Origin of the sequence: Actinopolyspora xinjiangensis, from assembly GCF_900104475.1 — a bacterium.
GTDB lineage: Bacteria > Actinomycetota > Actinomycetes > Mycobacteriales > Pseudonocardiaceae > Actinopolyspora > Actinopolyspora xinjiangensis.
Genome location: NZ_FNJR01000001.1, coordinates 289,408 through 301,794 on the forward strand (window position 1 = coordinate 289,408; position 12,387 = coordinate 301,794).

A 12,387-nucleotide genomic window follows, 5' to 3' on the forward strand; every position below is an offset into this window, starting at 1 on the left:
CACCACGAAAACAGAACCACCCCAAGCCGGTGCCGCGCCGGAAATCCTCCCCTCCCCACCCCGGCGCGACACCCCATCCCGGCCGGGGCGGTACCGGTTCTCCACCGCCCCGGCCGGGGGCAAACACCGCACCATCGAACCGAGCAGGACGCATCGTCATGTCCAGAATCTCCCCGGTCACCACGATCCTGCTGCGCGAATGCGCCGGAACCGCCCTCGCCGTAGCCGCCTTCGCCTACAGCGGATGGATCACCACGATCTTGAGCCTGTCATTCCTCACGAAGCTCTTTCACCACAGCGGCTCAGACATCGAACTCCACGCCCTCTTCAGCGCACTGGCCTGCCTACTGTGGTGGACAGGAGTCGCCGGAGTGCGCCTCGCCGGATGGCGGCCGAACTGGCCGATCCTCGTCGGCCTGCTCCTCATCGGCGTTCACACGATCGAACTCGCCGTCATGACGATGATAGTTCACCACCCCGCATGAGACGAAAAAGCTTCCCGAACCGGTTCACAGTCCACCTCCACACGCGTGGAGAGCACCTCGTCGGCGGGCTCGTCCACCCACACCAACGCGGTCCACCTCCACACCCGTGGAGAGCACCCTCTGCGACCTGCGACGTTACAACCGCCGCTGCACGTTCTCACACCACCAACACAACCGAAACCCCCACACATCACGTACCAGCGGCCTGGCAACACCACCTGAACGGACACTACGTCGAGTTACCCTGTCATCCGGAAGATCACATCCACAACGCCTCGCCGGAGGCGAACCACGAGGAATTTCGTGTGGTCCACGAGGTTGTCCCGCACTCAGATTTCAAACCACAATGGACAACACGACTACTCGGTCATTTTGGGGTGTCCCGTACCGGCGTGAATGAGCCATACGGTGCGACGCTGTTCGTCGAGGAGATACCACACGCGCCCGCCGCCGGTGACTTCGATCTGCCATGCGGGCAGCTCCCGCCCCTCGAAGGTTCCGATACGCAGTGATCCCTTGAGCCGATGGTGGCGCTGAGTCTCCATTCGTGGGGCTGGATCATTGCTGAGCTGTTCCCAAGCGCGGCGTGTGTTACCAGGAGCCTGCTGGCACAGCTCGTCCCAGCCTTTACCGGCCTCACTGGTACCGCACCGGATCTCCCATTGGTCCCGCGCCGCCGGTGGGGCGACGCGCTGCTTGCGTCGGGTACCGCCACCACTCATACGTTACTGGGAGGTTCGGTCGCCGGGCCGTGGTCGGTGGCGTCGGTTGTCAGCGAAGCATGCACCTCGGGGTCGGCGTACGCCTCCGCGGTGTGTTTCCAGGACTCGATGACCTGTGCCACGGGTGCCGGATTGTCGATGGCTTCGGTGGCACGCAGTGTCTCGACGAGTTCCACCACGAACGCACGCACATCCTCGGTGGGCAGGAAGCGCACCCAGGGAAAGGCTTCGGGTACGACATCGATCAGTAAGGACAGCGCGGCCCCGTCCTGGCGCATCATGGCCGTGAACAGGGCGGTGGTGGCCGAGACGACCTCGTTCTCCTGCTCGGCCCGAGCAGCGGTGGTCAACACGAGATCCTCGTCGTCACGGCGGCGCAACCACAGGTGACGACTACGGCTCGCATTGATCTTGGCGACCGTGTCCTTGGGATGGTTGACCAGGTCGGAGAACCGAGCCTCCAGAGCACGTTCCATAGTTTCAAACTAATGCGAAACTTGGAGGGGTGCAAGTCCCCCAGTCGTTCACAGACGAGCTCCACGCCCGTGGAGAGCACGAGCAGCATCGTGGTCAGCCAACCACGATCACCGGTCCACCTCCACGCCCGTGGAGAGCACCCTCTGCGACCCGCGACGCTACGACCGCCGCTGCACGTTCTCACACCACCGACACAACGGAACCCCCACGCGGGATTCACGGCCCGACGAGCGAACTACACCAGTACCCACGAACCTGCCCCACACCGAGTCACCCCAGCTATCGACCAGACCAGCCCCCATCACAGCTCACCGGAAACGAGCGGCCCAGAGCTTCGGCTCGAACTTTCCGGATGCCGCATCCCCGAGTCTCGCGATCACCGTGCTGGAGTTTCCGAACAACGGCAGAAGCTCAGAGGGCGGTGATGCGCAGCACGTCGATCAACAACATCCGCTCCCCCACGGTGTACATGACGATACCGCCGTCGAACGCGGCCTTCCACTGGTCACGACCTTTGTCGTAGGTACCGGTGTACGGCTCGACGCGCAGTTCGTCCAGTCGTTTGTCCACCGCCTTCTGAAGCCGTGGCGGGAGATCATTGTAAGTCCGGTCGGCTTGTTCACCCCAGCGAATCACGTAGCGGGCCATCAATGCCTCAACCAAATCGGAGGGGTGGTGGGATCGCTCAAGTCGTCGATCCGTTCCGAGAATCCCGTCTGGTCACCTTCCTCGAACAGGCGACGCATCATCTCCCGATCGTGCTCGGTCGGCGGATTCGCGGCGCTGGTAGCGGTGGCCCACCACTCGGTGAACTGCTCCTCGGTGAACCCGTACTCCCGCTCCAGATCGAACTGCACCAGCTCGTGCGGCTCGCCGTACAGCCGCAACGCCTCCCGAATGTCGTCCAGGTCACGCTCGACCGCCAGGGGGCCCGAATTCATCCGGAACATGGCGCGAAGTATGCCAACACCACCACCCGCCCCGCACCCCTGACCAGCCGGTAATCACCCGACCGACTCACACCACGACGACACCCCGCCGACCACCGCCACGCCAGTGGAGATCACGCCAGCCTGAAGCGATCACCGGTCTTCTTCACCCTCGAGCAACGTTGCCGCCTGATCCGTGTTCAGGGCATCCGCATAACGGTGGGCGGACGCCGTGTAGCGGGGCAGGTGGTCGGCCAGTGCGTGCACCAACCGCGAGACGGCCTCGCGTTCCTGTCCCAGATCCGTCAGCGCGAGCGCGAGAAAGACCACGACCGCGTCGTCGAGCCCGTCTCCCTCGGTGGTGGATTCAGCCATAAGAATCCGCACACTCTCCCGCACCTGTCCGATGTTGCGTAACGAGCTGGCGAGCTGGATCTTTGCTCGTCGGTTCTCGTATCCGCTCAGGCCCGCCTCGAGGGCGCGCCGATAGCCGGGGATGGCCAGCTCGGGAGAGCCCGTCGAGTCGTGGGCGCAGGCCAACTGGAATTCGCGGATCTCATCGGGCACCCCTGGCGACCCGACGATCTTCGTGATCCTGGCAACGAATTCCCCCGGCGACAGGCTTTCCAACTCCTGCCAAGCCACATCCAATTCCTCGTGCAAGTTCATGCGCGCGATCCTTCACATGGAACGGTTACCGACTGTGAGCCAACCGGCGACTACTGCGGAAACCCCAGTGGGCACGCGCATACGCGGCGGCGAGAGTACAGCACACTTCGACCGGAGGACTCTGATCGAGATATCCGACTCCCGCACAACCCGCGGGACGCTTTTCCCATCACAGGCTGGCTCAGTTCCGATCCACCTCCACGCCCGTGGAGAGCACACGCGCGTGAATCGCGCGGCCAACGTCCTTGCCTTGACCAGACTCGCCCCACCAAAGTCACGCCCAACCAAGCCGCGGCTCGCCAGCAGTGACCGCACCACGATTGGACAGGCGACCTCGTGGCGGCTCCCCGAATATCTCCGCGGAGCCGTGGATGCCGGCCCCCGAACCCCGGTGGCTGCCGGTCACCGGCCGTTCCTTGTCTAGCCAAAGTCAGCCATACTCCGCGCAGCCTCGAATCGCCCTGGCGCAAAGCGACACGACCTGGGGCGCTAGGCCGCGCCCAGACTCGCCGGGACTCGACTAGTCTGGCCTGGCGTTCCGACAGGTTGCCCGCCGGATTCCTGTTCGTCGTCACTGGAAAAGCCTTGCATACATTCGAGACGACGAAGTAGCCCGTCCATGCCGGCCACTTCGGAAGCGGTATGGGGTTGCCGTTTGTCCACCGTGTCCACGGCCTCCTGGAATTCGTCGTTTTTGAGATCGAGCCTTCGGACCTGTTCCTGTTGAATCGAGAAAACCCGGACCACGTTGGTGAAGACGATCCACACCTCCGGGATAACTGGTTCATATCGGTGTCTTCGGCCCGAAGCGCTCCCTTTGTCGAACTGGGAGCGAACGCGCGTTTGATACTGATGAGCGAGACCGAGGTGTTGTTCCGGGGTGGCAACGCGGTAGTCTCTCGCTGACGACGGCTTCGACCGAGCGTTCGTCCTGGCTCCGGTGGTGTTTGGCTGTACGGCGGATGGCCCCGCGCATGGTTTGCCGGTCGGTCACGGGGTCGAGTCCGAGCGCGCCGGCGATCTGGTCGTAGGTGAGAATCTCGGCGGTCGGGGTGTCGGCCAAGAGATCGTAGACGATGCGTCAGCGGGCACGCATCTCGGCGGATCGGAGCTGTTCAGGCATCGACGAGCTCTTCCACTGTTCCGATGAACCGGCCGTAGCGAGGAGGCCAGTCCCCGAGCCCGATCAGACGTCCGGCGGTGTCGGCGATCCGGGCGAGCTCGCCGAGGTTGACCACGTTGGGGTCGTACAGCCCCTCGGCGAAGAAGCTCCATCGCCGGGAAACGGGACGTACCCGCATTACGCGATTCATGCCTACCTTGGATGGCTGGCGGTGGACGAAGTCCTTGTCTTGCCACAGGGCGTGCATGTCGCGGGGTCCGTCGTATTCGAGGAGGTTGAGCTCGGTATCGATGAACACCCCGCGTTCGATCTCTTCGTCGTCCTTGGTGATCGTGGCGGAGTCTCTCAAACAACGTTCTAAGTTCTGCCCCGGCAGGTAGAGGCCGTACTCACTGTCGTAGTACATCCCACCCCAGAGCTCCAGGCGGGCGAGTGGCCTCATGATCGGCCTCGGTTTTCACGTACTTGGCGTTGATGGGTTTCATGAGTTTCGAGATCCCGCCCAACGGGCCCGAGAGGCGCGCCTTGCGCATCAACAGCGGCTGAGTGTCGTCACAGGTGATCCGGAACCGCTTCGTGCTCGACACCATGCCCGCATGGCAGTAATAATTTCGAATCATTACGGTCATTGGTGGTCATGATCATCTCTCGCCGGTTTCACGCAAAACTCACGTCCCGCACAGCGGCGCTGAGATCGCGGTAGGCGATGGGCTCGGGGTGGAGCTGTTGGAGCCTGGTCAGGCTGATCGAGTCCTGGTTCAGCGCGACGAGCCGGGAGCGTCCGAGCACCCGGAACTCCCATTGGCCGGGGTCCAGAGCGTCGTAGCGGTCGGGGTCGGTCGTGGTGTGCGCGGCGAACACATAGGCTTGCGAGCGGTACTCGCGTGGTCCGTCGAGATAGATCCCCTGTTCGCCGAGCCATTTACCGCGTAGCCCTGTGTAGACGATGGTGCTGGGGGCGGACTGCGTCCATGCTTGTAGGTAGGCGCCGGACTTGACTTCGACGGTGATGCCGTCGGCGGTGACGGTGTCGTGGTTGCCCCATTCGTCGCGGGGCTGGCTGAGGTCGCCGCCTACGGCGTGAGCGACGAGGTATTCGGCGGCGAGACCGCGTGTGGTGTTGGAACGGAGTGGCAACGCCCAGGCGGCGAAGCTGTCGAAGGAGAACGTGGCCATAGGGGGTCCTTCCTGTACGGTTTCGATGGCGATCCGGTGCCGGACGATCCACCTCCACGCCCGTGGAGAGCACCCTCCGCGACCCGCGACGTCACAATCGCCGCCGCACGTTCTCACGCCTATGTAGCGGCGGAAAAGCACCCTCACGGGGACCACACAGGACGAAAGAACCGGGGCGACGGTCGCGATCCCTCACTGCGCCACCTCCTCCAGCCCGACGTCCTCGTCCAACCACAGCAACCGGTCGCCGAACCGTACGGGAGCGGCTTTCCCGTCCTCGGCAACGGAATGTTCCAGCGCCACCAGCTCCCCCAGCGGCCAGATGTCGCGCCACGGCCGGAGCAACCTCGGCAGCTGGTCGGGCGGCACCGACGTCAACGGCCCGCGCGGCATCGGCACGGAACGCCGCACCATCGCGATCAACTCCTCGTGGGAGAGTTTCCCGTCGCTGGACCGGGGCAAGGCCGGACCGTCCGGCCCGTCCAGGCGCGGCACTCCGTCGTCCCCCCACGAAGTGCGGCAGCCCACGCTCCGAATCCACCTGGAACCACGTGCTCGCCTTCTCCTCCGGCAGCAGTCCATCCGACAGCTTTTCCAACGCCGAGCGAGCTCGGCAAGCGCTCGGCGATGTCGCGTTGCAGCTCGTTGGCGGAGAACTCGGGGAACTCCTCGGCGAAGGAACCGGAGCGCAATCGCAACGGTGAGAACCCGGCCTCGGCCACCACGGCGGGGGCCTCGGCCAACGAGCCGTGGAGGAACGAGTCCAGCGAGGCCACGTCGCCCCGCTCCGGGACGTCCGGCAACCGCTTCAGCACGTACGGAATCCGACTCGCCAGCCAGTCGGCGAGGATCACCAGTCCGGTGACCACGTTCGCGGCGGCGGGCTCGAACCGCCGGGGCACGGGCGGTTCAAGCACAGCCAACCAGACGCGCAGCGTGTCGGAGCGCTGCCGTGCCCACCGCTCGTCGCCGAGCCCCAGGGTGCGGGACTTCACCGGGGAACGGCAGTTCCGGTCGATCGCGTTGAACCGGCCGTGGTGCCCGCCCAGCAGCTGTGCCGCCCACTTGGCGACTTCCACGGGACAACCGAGTTCGATCAGCAGCGGCCACAGCGCGTGCTGCGTGGCCTCGTCGTGGGGAGCGGTCACCTCGTCCGGTTCGTAGCCGTCGGGGATCTCCACCTGAGCCTGAAAGGAGGGCGTGATCTTGCCGATGTCGTGGGCGGCGGCCCAGAACTCCAGCAGTCGACGGGACTCCTCCTCGGACAGTTCCAGGAGCTCGGCGAACCGCGCGCGCAGGTCGGGCGAGACGAACTCCCGCCACAGGCGGCGCAGCATCGCCGCCGCGTCGAGACCGCGGCACGCCACCGGGTAGCACGCGCCTGCCAGGCCGCGTTCCTCGCCCCAGAACCGTGAGTCGGCCACTGGTGGCACGTGATCCGGCACATCCACCTCCGGTTTCGCACACTTCGTGCCGGGACGAACACGGCAAGCCTACTGCGCACCACCGACGATACGGCGGTCGCCGGGTACACCTGGGAATCCGGCCGTGAGACACCGCCGCACGGGACCACGGAAAATCGGAAATTCCCGAGAAATCGTCACTTATCGTGCGGCCGAGTACCGGCTACTACTATTGAATGATTTCCGGGCAATTCCCTACTGTGCTCGCCCTGACTCCAATAGCCTTTTCCACCGACAAGGAAAACGTACTCACCCGAATGTCGGACGCCACCCCAGGGAGACGCGAAAATGAGTGACGAAAAACAGCGTTGGATACTTGCTTTCGACGGGTCGTGCGCCACGTGTCAGGAGATTTCCGACGCTATCGCACAAGCGTGCGACGGAAAGCTCGAAGTGCTGCCGTTGGACAATCCGCAGGTACGGTACTGGCGCGCCGCGAAGTTCGGCGAAGACCCCCCGAACGCGCCCACCCTGCTGCGAATCGAGGGAGCCGAAGCGCGGGCCTGGACCGGCCCAACCATGACACCACCGCTGCTGCGCAGGCTGGGCGCCCGCTCCACCCTCCGGGTGCTGCGCTCGCTCGGCGCGCTGCGCAGGCAGGCCAACGGCCACCCGCTGGAGTCCACCGAGTCCAACACCCTGGGCCGGGCGGGCTTCCTGCGCCTCGGCGGCGGAGCGGCGCTGGCCACCGGGATCGTACTGTTCGGCAAGACCCCCGCACTGGCCGAACAGCGCTGTGCCGCCGCGCGGCGCTGGGTCGAGGCCAACGCGAACAATCTGCCGACCACATACGACGAGATCATCGCTTATCCGATGGCCTATCGACGCGCGATCTACGCCAAACTCTCTCCCGAGCGGAGAAGCGAGTTCTGGAGCCGACACCTCAGGCGTTACCGCACCGAGAATCCCGAGGTCACCACCGAGCAGAAGCAGGTCCTCGACGAGGCCGCCGCGGTCGCGGCGAACCCGAGGAACTTCGAATCCCGGGACGAACCTACCCGCGCGGTGAGAAATCTCGAGGAGAACGCCAAGGCAGCCTTCGGAAAGGACGAGTCGGGTCGTGTGATCGCCACACTGGGACCGGCGGAACGCCGTCCGAGGGAAGCCGCACAGCCCGCTTGCGAATGCAGCAACGAGAGCGAGTACTGCCCCGACCGGAACTACTGCCAGTACAAGTCCAGCAACTGCGTGTTCCAGGACAAGGGCTGCGGCACGTTCGGGCTGTACGTGTGCAACGGCCTCTGCGAGTACGGCGGCTGAACCGGTCAGCCCCGACCGATCACGAACCGCTGAACTCGACGAACAACCGCGATCACCACCCCGAACACGGCGCCACGAACGCGCCGTGACGCCCCGTGCCCCGGACCGGCCCGCACCCCGGCCACCGGGGCACGGACTCGTGCCCGAAACACTTCCCCGCCCACCCGCGCGCTCGACGGGCCGGACCGCTCCCCGCTGAGTGCGCCGCGTCACCGCCCACCTCAGTGACACTCGGATACCCCTGGGGGTACATTCGGGAACCGAGCCGGGAACCGCACCCCACGGAGGTGTTCGACAGTGGAGATGAGACCCGAACGCGTGGGCGACGCCCTCACCCGCCTGCGCCGCGCACAGGGCCAGCTCGCCGGAGTGATCGAGTCGATCGAGGAGGGCGAGGACTGTGCCCAGGTGCTCACCCAGCTCGCCGCCGTGTCCCGCGCCCTGGACCGGGCGGGGTTCAAGATCGTCTCCAGCGGCATGCGGCACTGCCAGACCGCCCGCGAGGAGGGCGAGGAACCGCCCATGACCGAGGAGGAGCTGGAACGGCTGTTCCTGGCGCTGGCCTGAGCGAGCGGCGCCTGCCCGAGTCAACGGGACGACGCGCCGGCACGCGACCGCCGTGACGGCGGAGCCGCGGACCACGGGGTCCCACCGGTAATCGACCCGTCGGCCCCGAACCCCCGGAATCCCACCACCGGGGAACCCGTTTAATAGTTGTATACCCCCCAGGGTATCAGGAGTGACAATGCCGGAAGAATCGATCGAAGTGACCGTCGAGGATCTGGCCGCCGCACGCGACGCGGGTGCGGAGGTCCTCGATGTGCGATCCCCTGAGGAGTACGCGCGGGGACACGTCCCCGGAGCGCGCAACGTCCCGCTGGAACAGGTGCTGCGGGCACCCGGCGAGTTCCCGGACGGCGTACGGGTTGTCTGCCAGTCGGGGGGCCGCGGTCTGCGGGCCGCCCGGGCCCTGCGCGAAGCGGGTGTCGACGCGGTCTCGGTATCGGGTGGAACGGCGGCGTGGGTCGAATCCGGCCGGAACACCGAAGGGGGTGCACAGCGATGACGCGAACCATGACACGCCCCGAGGGGCGGGAGGACTCGGAGACACCGCACGTGGAGGTGATCGCCACCTCCTCGCTGGGGGACCGCAGCTATCTGGCGACCGACGGTGAGACGGCGGTGGTGGTCGACCCCCAACGCGACGTGGACCGGATCATCGCGCTGGCGGGCCGCCTCGACGTGCGGATCGGGCTCGTGCTGGAGACGCACATCCACAACGACTACGTCTCGGGCGGGCTGGAGCTCGCCCGGCTCACCGGGGCCGAATACGGGGTGGCGGCGGCGGACGAGGCACCGTTCGACCACCGCCCGCTGCACGACGGCGAGATCGTGACCGTCTCGAAGAACCTGCGGGTGCGGGCGCTGGCCACACCGGGGCACACCTTCCACCACCTGTCCTACCTGCTGGAGAACGACTCCGGCACCTTCGGAGCGTTCACCGGCGGTTCGCTGCTGTTCGGCACCACCGGCCGCACCGACCTGCTCGGCGAGGAGCACAGCGAACGACTCGCCCGGCACCAGCACGCCTCGGCCCGGAAGCTGGCCGACGTGCTGCCGGACGGGGCGCGGGTATGGCCCACGCACGGCTTCGGCAGCTTCTGCTCGGCCACCCAGGCATCCGGGGACGCCAGCACCATCGCGGAGCAGAAGGAGTTCAATCCCGCGCTGACGCTGTCCGAGGGGGACTTCGTCGAAAGCGTCCTGTCCGGGCTGGACGTCTACCCCGCCTACTACGCGCACATGGGGGTGCGCAACATCGCCGGTCCCGAACCGCTGGACCTGCGCCACCCGGCCGAGGCGAGCCCGGCGGAGCTCGCGCGGCGGCTGGAACACGGCGAGTGGGTGGTGGACCTGCGCTCGCGCAGGGCCTACGTGCGCTCACACCTCGCGGGAACGGTCGGGCTCGGCCTGGACGGCCCGATGGTGACCTGGCTGGGCTGGATGATCGACTGGGGCGCTCCGATCACACTGCTGGGCGAGTCGCCCGAACAGGTTTCCGAGGCCCAGCGCGAGCTGGCCCGCATCGGCATCGACAGGTTCGCGGCCGCGGCTAGCGGGCGGCCCGACGAGCTGGCCGCCGATCCGGCACAACTGCGCGAGACCCGCACCGCGAGTTTCGGCGACCTCGCGGCCGCCCGCGCCGGGGAGCGCAACGGGATGCCCGAGGCGGACGTGGTGCTGGACGTACGCACCAACAACGAGTTCCGGAACTCGCACATCAGCGGCGCGGTGCACATCCCGCTGTACGAGCTGCCGAAACGGGTGAGCGAGGTCCCGGCGGGCACGGTGTGGGTGCACTGCGGCAGCGGTTACCGGGCCACCGCCGCTGCCTCGCTGCTGGAGTCGGCGGGCCGCGAGGCGGTGCTCGTCGACGACGGGTTCGACGCGGCGGGCGAGGCGGGGCTGGAACTGGTCTCGTCCTGACGCACCGGCCCGCACGGCCCCCTCCCCGCCGGGCGGCGCCGCGCACACGACTCCGCGCAGCCGGTCCGAACGCTGCCCGGAACACGACCGACGAAAGGAAAACCCGTTGTCCGACGACGTCCCCACGAACGAAACCCCCGGACCCCCGCGCGCGGCACGACCGCACGAGAACCCGCGAACCGACCCCCGGACCAGGCTGATCGACGTCCGCTCCCCCGGCGAGTTCGACGCGGTGCACATCCCCGGTTCGCGCAACGTCCCTTTGGACCTGCTGCGCGAGCGACGGGACGAGCTCGACCGCGCGCACGACGACCCGGTGGTGCTGGTGTGCGCCTCGGGCACCCGCGCCGAGCGGGCGAGGGCGCTGCTGGAGAGCGCCGGGGTGCACGGCTGCGACGTGTTACCCGGCGGAATCACGGCGTGGGAGCGGGAAGGCGGCGAGGTCAACCGCGGCAGGGGCGTGTGGCCGATGGAGCGCCAGGTGCGGCTGGTGGCTGGCTCGCTCGTGCTGACCGGGGTGCTGGGCAGCCTCGTCTACCGCCCGCTGCGGTGGCTGGCCGGGTTCGTGGGCGCGGGACTCACGTTCGCCGCGATCAGCGACACCTGCGCCATGGCGCGCCTGCTGAGCCTGCTGCCGCACAACCGGGGGAAGACGGTGGACCCGGACGTGGCGCTGTCGGCGCTGCGCGACGCCGAACCGGTGAAACCGGATGCGTGAGCGGGCAGCGGCTGTTCCCCGCCGTCGCGTCACCCCGGCGACCCGCTCGGAACGGCGCGGGCCGGAGTGGGGACCGACATGATCGCGGCGGTGGCGTTCGGCCTGGTCATCGGGCTGGCGGTGGGGCTGCTCGGTGCCGGTGGTTCGATCCTGGCTGTTCCCGCGCTGGTGTACGGGGTGGGACTGCCGTTGCGGATCGCCGTACCCGCCTCGCTGCTGATCGTGGCGCTTTCGTCGGTCGGCGGGCTGCTTACCCGCGAGCGCCGGGAGAGGGTGCTCTGGCCGGTCGCGCTGGTGTTCGGCGCGGCCGGGGTGCCCGCCGCGTTCGCCGGTACCGCTGTCGGCAGGTGGCTGCCGGACCGCTGGCTGCTGCTGGCGTTCGCGGTGCTGATGGCGGTGGTCGCGGTTCGAATGCTGTCCGGTGGGGACGGCGAGGGCGGTTCCTGCCGCACCGACGCCGGTGGGATCGAGTGGCGCAGTTGCCTGCCCAGGTCGCTGCTGACCGGGGCCGGTGTCGGGGTGCTGACGGGGTTGTTCGGCGTGGGGGGCGGTTTCGTCGTCGTCCCCGCGCTGACGTTGCTGCTGGGGCTGGCCGCGCAGCCAGCGGTGGCCACTTCGCTGGTGGTGGTGCTGATCAACGCGCTGGGCGGGTTGATCGCGCACGCCGGGGTGCTGGACGAGGTCCGGTATCCGGTGGTGCTGGCGTTCGCGGGCACCGCGCTGGTCGTCTCGGTTCTCGCGGGCGGGTTGGCCACCCGGCTCCGGGCGGAGACGATCCGGCACTGGTTCGCCTATGTGGTGCTGGTGATCGCGGTGGGAGTGGGAACCTCGGCCCTGCTGGCACCGGCCGCGCTGAACGGTTGAAACAGCAGCGCTCA

The 12,387-nt window shown here is 67.3% G+C and carries 17 protein-coding genes; 7 read left to right on the forward strand and 10 right to left on the reverse strand.

What is annotated here, in order from left to right; all coding sequences use genetic code 11:
* Nucleotides 1-158 precede the first annotated feature (158 nt).
* Nucleotides 159-485 (forward strand): hypothetical protein, encoded by a 327-nt coding sequence (locus BLQ75_RS01360; protein WP_092596484.1) that lies wholly within the window; start codon nt 159-161, stop codon nt 483-485.
* Between the two features lie 359 nt (nt 486-844).
* Here the strand turns inward: BLQ75_RS01360 and BLQ75_RS01365 are convergent, their stop codons facing one another.
* The 10 genes from BLQ75_RS01365 to BLQ75_RS01410 form a co-directional block, all read right to left on the reverse strand.
* Nucleotides 845-1,207 (reverse strand): hypothetical protein, encoded by a 363-nt coding sequence (locus BLQ75_RS01365; RefSeq protein ID WP_092596487.1) that lies wholly within the window; start codon nt 1,205-1,207, stop codon nt 845-847.
* Entirely contained in the window at nt 1,204-1,683 is a 480-nt protein-coding gene (locus BLQ75_RS01370) for a DUF6247 family protein (protein ID WP_092596490.1), read from the reverse strand. Before BLQ75_RS01370 ends, BLQ75_RS01365 begins: the two co-directional genes overlap by 4 nt.
* A 412-nt stretch (nt 1,684-2,095) precedes the next feature.
* Nucleotides 2,096-2,332, reverse strand: coding sequence for a hypothetical protein (locus tag BLQ75_RS01375; protein ID WP_092596493.1), 237 nt, complete (start codon nt 2,330-2,332; stop codon nt 2,096-2,098).
* Nucleotides 2,332-2,625 carry a hypothetical protein gene (locus tag BLQ75_RS01380; protein WP_139182879.1) on the reverse strand — a complete coding sequence of 98 codons (294 nt, stop codon included), beginning with the start codon at nt 2,623-2,625 and terminating at the stop codon, nt 2,332-2,334. The genes BLQ75_RS01375 and BLQ75_RS01380 overlap by 1 nt, the downstream gene beginning before the upstream one ends.
* Nucleotides 2,626-2,766: 141 nt before the next feature.
* The gene (locus BLQ75_RS01385; RefSeq protein WP_092596496.1) at nt 2,767-3,282 is read right to left on the reverse strand and encodes a tetratricopeptide repeat protein; all 516 of its coding nucleotides are present in this window, start codon (nt 3,280-3,282) and stop codon (nt 2,767-2,769) included.
* A gap of 1,115 nt (nt 3,283-4,397) precedes the next feature.
* Nucleotides 4,398-4,811, reverse strand: coding sequence for a hypothetical protein (locus BLQ75_RS01395; RefSeq protein WP_170837263.1), 414 nt, complete (start codon nt 4,809-4,811; stop codon nt 4,398-4,400).
* The gene (locus tag BLQ75_RS23280) at nt 4,795-5,025 is read right to left on the reverse strand and encodes a hypothetical protein (RefSeq protein WP_170837264.1); all 231 of its coding nucleotides are present in this window, start codon (nt 5,023-5,025) and stop codon (nt 4,795-4,797) included. Before BLQ75_RS23280 ends, BLQ75_RS01395 begins: the two co-directional genes overlap by 17 nt.
* Nucleotides 5,026-5,062: 37 nt before the next feature.
* Nucleotides 5,063-5,581 carry a hypothetical protein gene (locus BLQ75_RS01400; RefSeq protein ID WP_092596504.1) on the reverse strand — a complete coding sequence of 173 codons (519 nt, stop codon included), beginning with the start codon at nt 5,579-5,581 and terminating at the stop codon, nt 5,063-5,065.
* A 192-nt stretch (nt 5,582-5,773) separates the two neighbouring features.
* Complete coding sequence (locus BLQ75_RS01405; RefSeq protein WP_139182880.1) at nt 5,774-5,995, reverse strand: hypothetical protein; 222 nt, start codon at nt 5,993-5,995, stop codon at nt 5,774-5,776.
* 5 nt (nt 5,996-6,000) lie between these two features.
* On the reverse strand, nt 6,001-7,005 hold the full coding sequence (locus BLQ75_RS01410) for a CRISPR-associated endonuclease Cas3'' (protein WP_092596509.1): 1,005 nt from the start codon (nt 7,003-7,005) through the stop codon (nt 6,001-6,003).
* 327 nt (nt 7,006-7,332) lie between these two features.
* Here BLQ75_RS01410 and BLQ75_RS01415 point away from each other — a divergent pair, with 327 nt between their 5' ends.
* From BLQ75_RS01415 to BLQ75_RS01440, 6 genes are all read left to right on the forward strand, one after another.
* Nucleotides 7,333-8,304 (forward strand): bacteriocin fulvocin C-related protein, encoded by a 972-nt coding sequence (locus BLQ75_RS01415; RefSeq protein ID WP_139182881.1) that lies wholly within the window; start codon nt 7,333-7,335, stop codon nt 8,302-8,304.
* Between the two features lie 297 nt (nt 8,305-8,601).
* A complete protein-coding gene (locus BLQ75_RS01420; protein WP_043575856.1) occupies nt 8,602-8,871 on the forward strand; it encodes a metal-sensitive transcriptional regulator in 270 nt (89 codons plus the stop codon).
* Nucleotides 8,872-9,049: 178 nt separating this feature from the next.
* Nucleotides 9,050-9,370: a rhodanese-like domain-containing protein gene (locus BLQ75_RS01425; protein WP_092596515.1), complete on the forward strand. Its 321-nt coding sequence runs from the start codon at nt 9,050-9,052 to the stop codon at nt 9,368-9,370.
* Nucleotides 9,367-10,791 carry an MBL fold metallo-hydrolase gene (locus BLQ75_RS01430; protein WP_092596518.1) on the forward strand — a complete coding sequence of 475 codons (1,425 nt, stop codon included), beginning with the start codon at nt 9,367-9,369 and terminating at the stop codon, nt 10,789-10,791. The genes BLQ75_RS01425 and BLQ75_RS01430 overlap by 4 nt, the downstream gene beginning before the upstream one ends.
* A 106-nt stretch (nt 10,792-10,897) precedes the next feature.
* Nucleotides 10,898-11,509: a rhodanese-like domain-containing protein gene (locus BLQ75_RS01435; RefSeq protein ID WP_092596521.1), complete on the forward strand. Its 612-nt coding sequence runs from the start codon at nt 10,898-10,900 to the stop codon at nt 11,507-11,509.
* A 78-nt stretch (nt 11,510-11,587) separates the two neighbouring features.
* Nucleotides 11,588-12,373 carry a sulfite exporter TauE/SafE family protein gene (locus tag BLQ75_RS01440; RefSeq protein ID WP_092597199.1) on the forward strand — a complete coding sequence of 262 codons (786 nt, stop codon included), beginning with the start codon at nt 11,588-11,590 and terminating at the stop codon, nt 12,371-12,373.
* The last annotated feature ends 14 nt before the right edge of the window (nt 12,374-12,387 follow it).

What these genes read in the sequence shown, in the direction of transcription:
- BLQ75_RS01400 (WP_092596504.1), bottom strand. Translation starts at nt 5,581, where the DNA reads ATGGCCACGTTCTCCTTCGACAGCTTCGCCGCCTGGGCGTTGCCACTC.
- BLQ75_RS01385 (WP_092596496.1), bottom strand. Translation starts at nt 3,282, where the DNA reads ATGAACTTGCACGAGGAATTGGATGTGGCTTGGCAGGAGTTGGAAAGC.
- BLQ75_RS01365 (WP_092596487.1), bottom strand. Translation starts at nt 1,207, where the DNA reads ATGAGTGGTGGCGGTACCCGACGCAAGCAGCGCGTCGCCCCACCGGCG.
- BLQ75_RS23280 (WP_170837264.1), bottom strand. Translation starts at nt 5,025, where the DNA reads ATGATTCGAAATTATTACTGCCATGCGGGCATGGTGTCGAGCACGAAG.
- BLQ75_RS01360 (WP_092596484.1), top strand. Translation starts at nt 159, where the DNA reads ATGTCCAGAATCTCCCCGGTCACCACGATCCTGCTGCGCGAATGCGCC.
- BLQ75_RS01405 (WP_139182880.1), bottom strand. Translation starts at nt 5,995, where the DNA reads ATGGTGCGGCGTTCCGTGCCGATGCCGCGCGGGCCGTTGACGTCGGTG.
- BLQ75_RS01395 (WP_170837263.1), bottom strand. Translation starts at nt 4,811, where the DNA reads ATGTACTACGACAGTGAGTACGGCCTCTACCTGCCGGGGCAGAACTTA.
- BLQ75_RS01375 (WP_092596493.1), bottom strand. Translation starts at nt 2,332, where the DNA reads ATGGCCCGCTACGTGATTCGCTGGGGTGAACAAGCCGACCGGACTTAC.
- BLQ75_RS01425 (WP_092596515.1), top strand. Translation starts at nt 9,050, where the DNA reads ATGCCGGAAGAATCGATCGAAGTGACCGTCGAGGATCTGGCCGCCGCA.
- BLQ75_RS01430 (WP_092596518.1), top strand. Translation starts at nt 9,367, where the DNA reads ATGACGCGAACCATGACACGCCCCGAGGGGCGGGAGGACTCGGAGACA.
- BLQ75_RS01415 (WP_139182881.1), top strand. Translation starts at nt 7,333, where the DNA reads ATGAGTGACGAAAAACAGCGTTGGATACTTGCTTTCGACGGGTCGTGC.
- BLQ75_RS01370 (WP_092596490.1), bottom strand. Translation starts at nt 1,683, where the DNA reads ATGGAACGTGCTCTGGAGGCTCGGTTCTCCGACCTGGTCAACCATCCC.
- BLQ75_RS01380 (WP_139182879.1), bottom strand. Translation starts at nt 2,625, where the DNA reads ATGAATTCGGGCCCCCTGGCGGTCGAGCGTGACCTGGACGACATTCGG.
- BLQ75_RS01440 (WP_092597199.1), top strand. Translation starts at nt 11,588, where the DNA reads ATGATCGCGGCGGTGGCGTTCGGCCTGGTCATCGGGCTGGCGGTGGGG.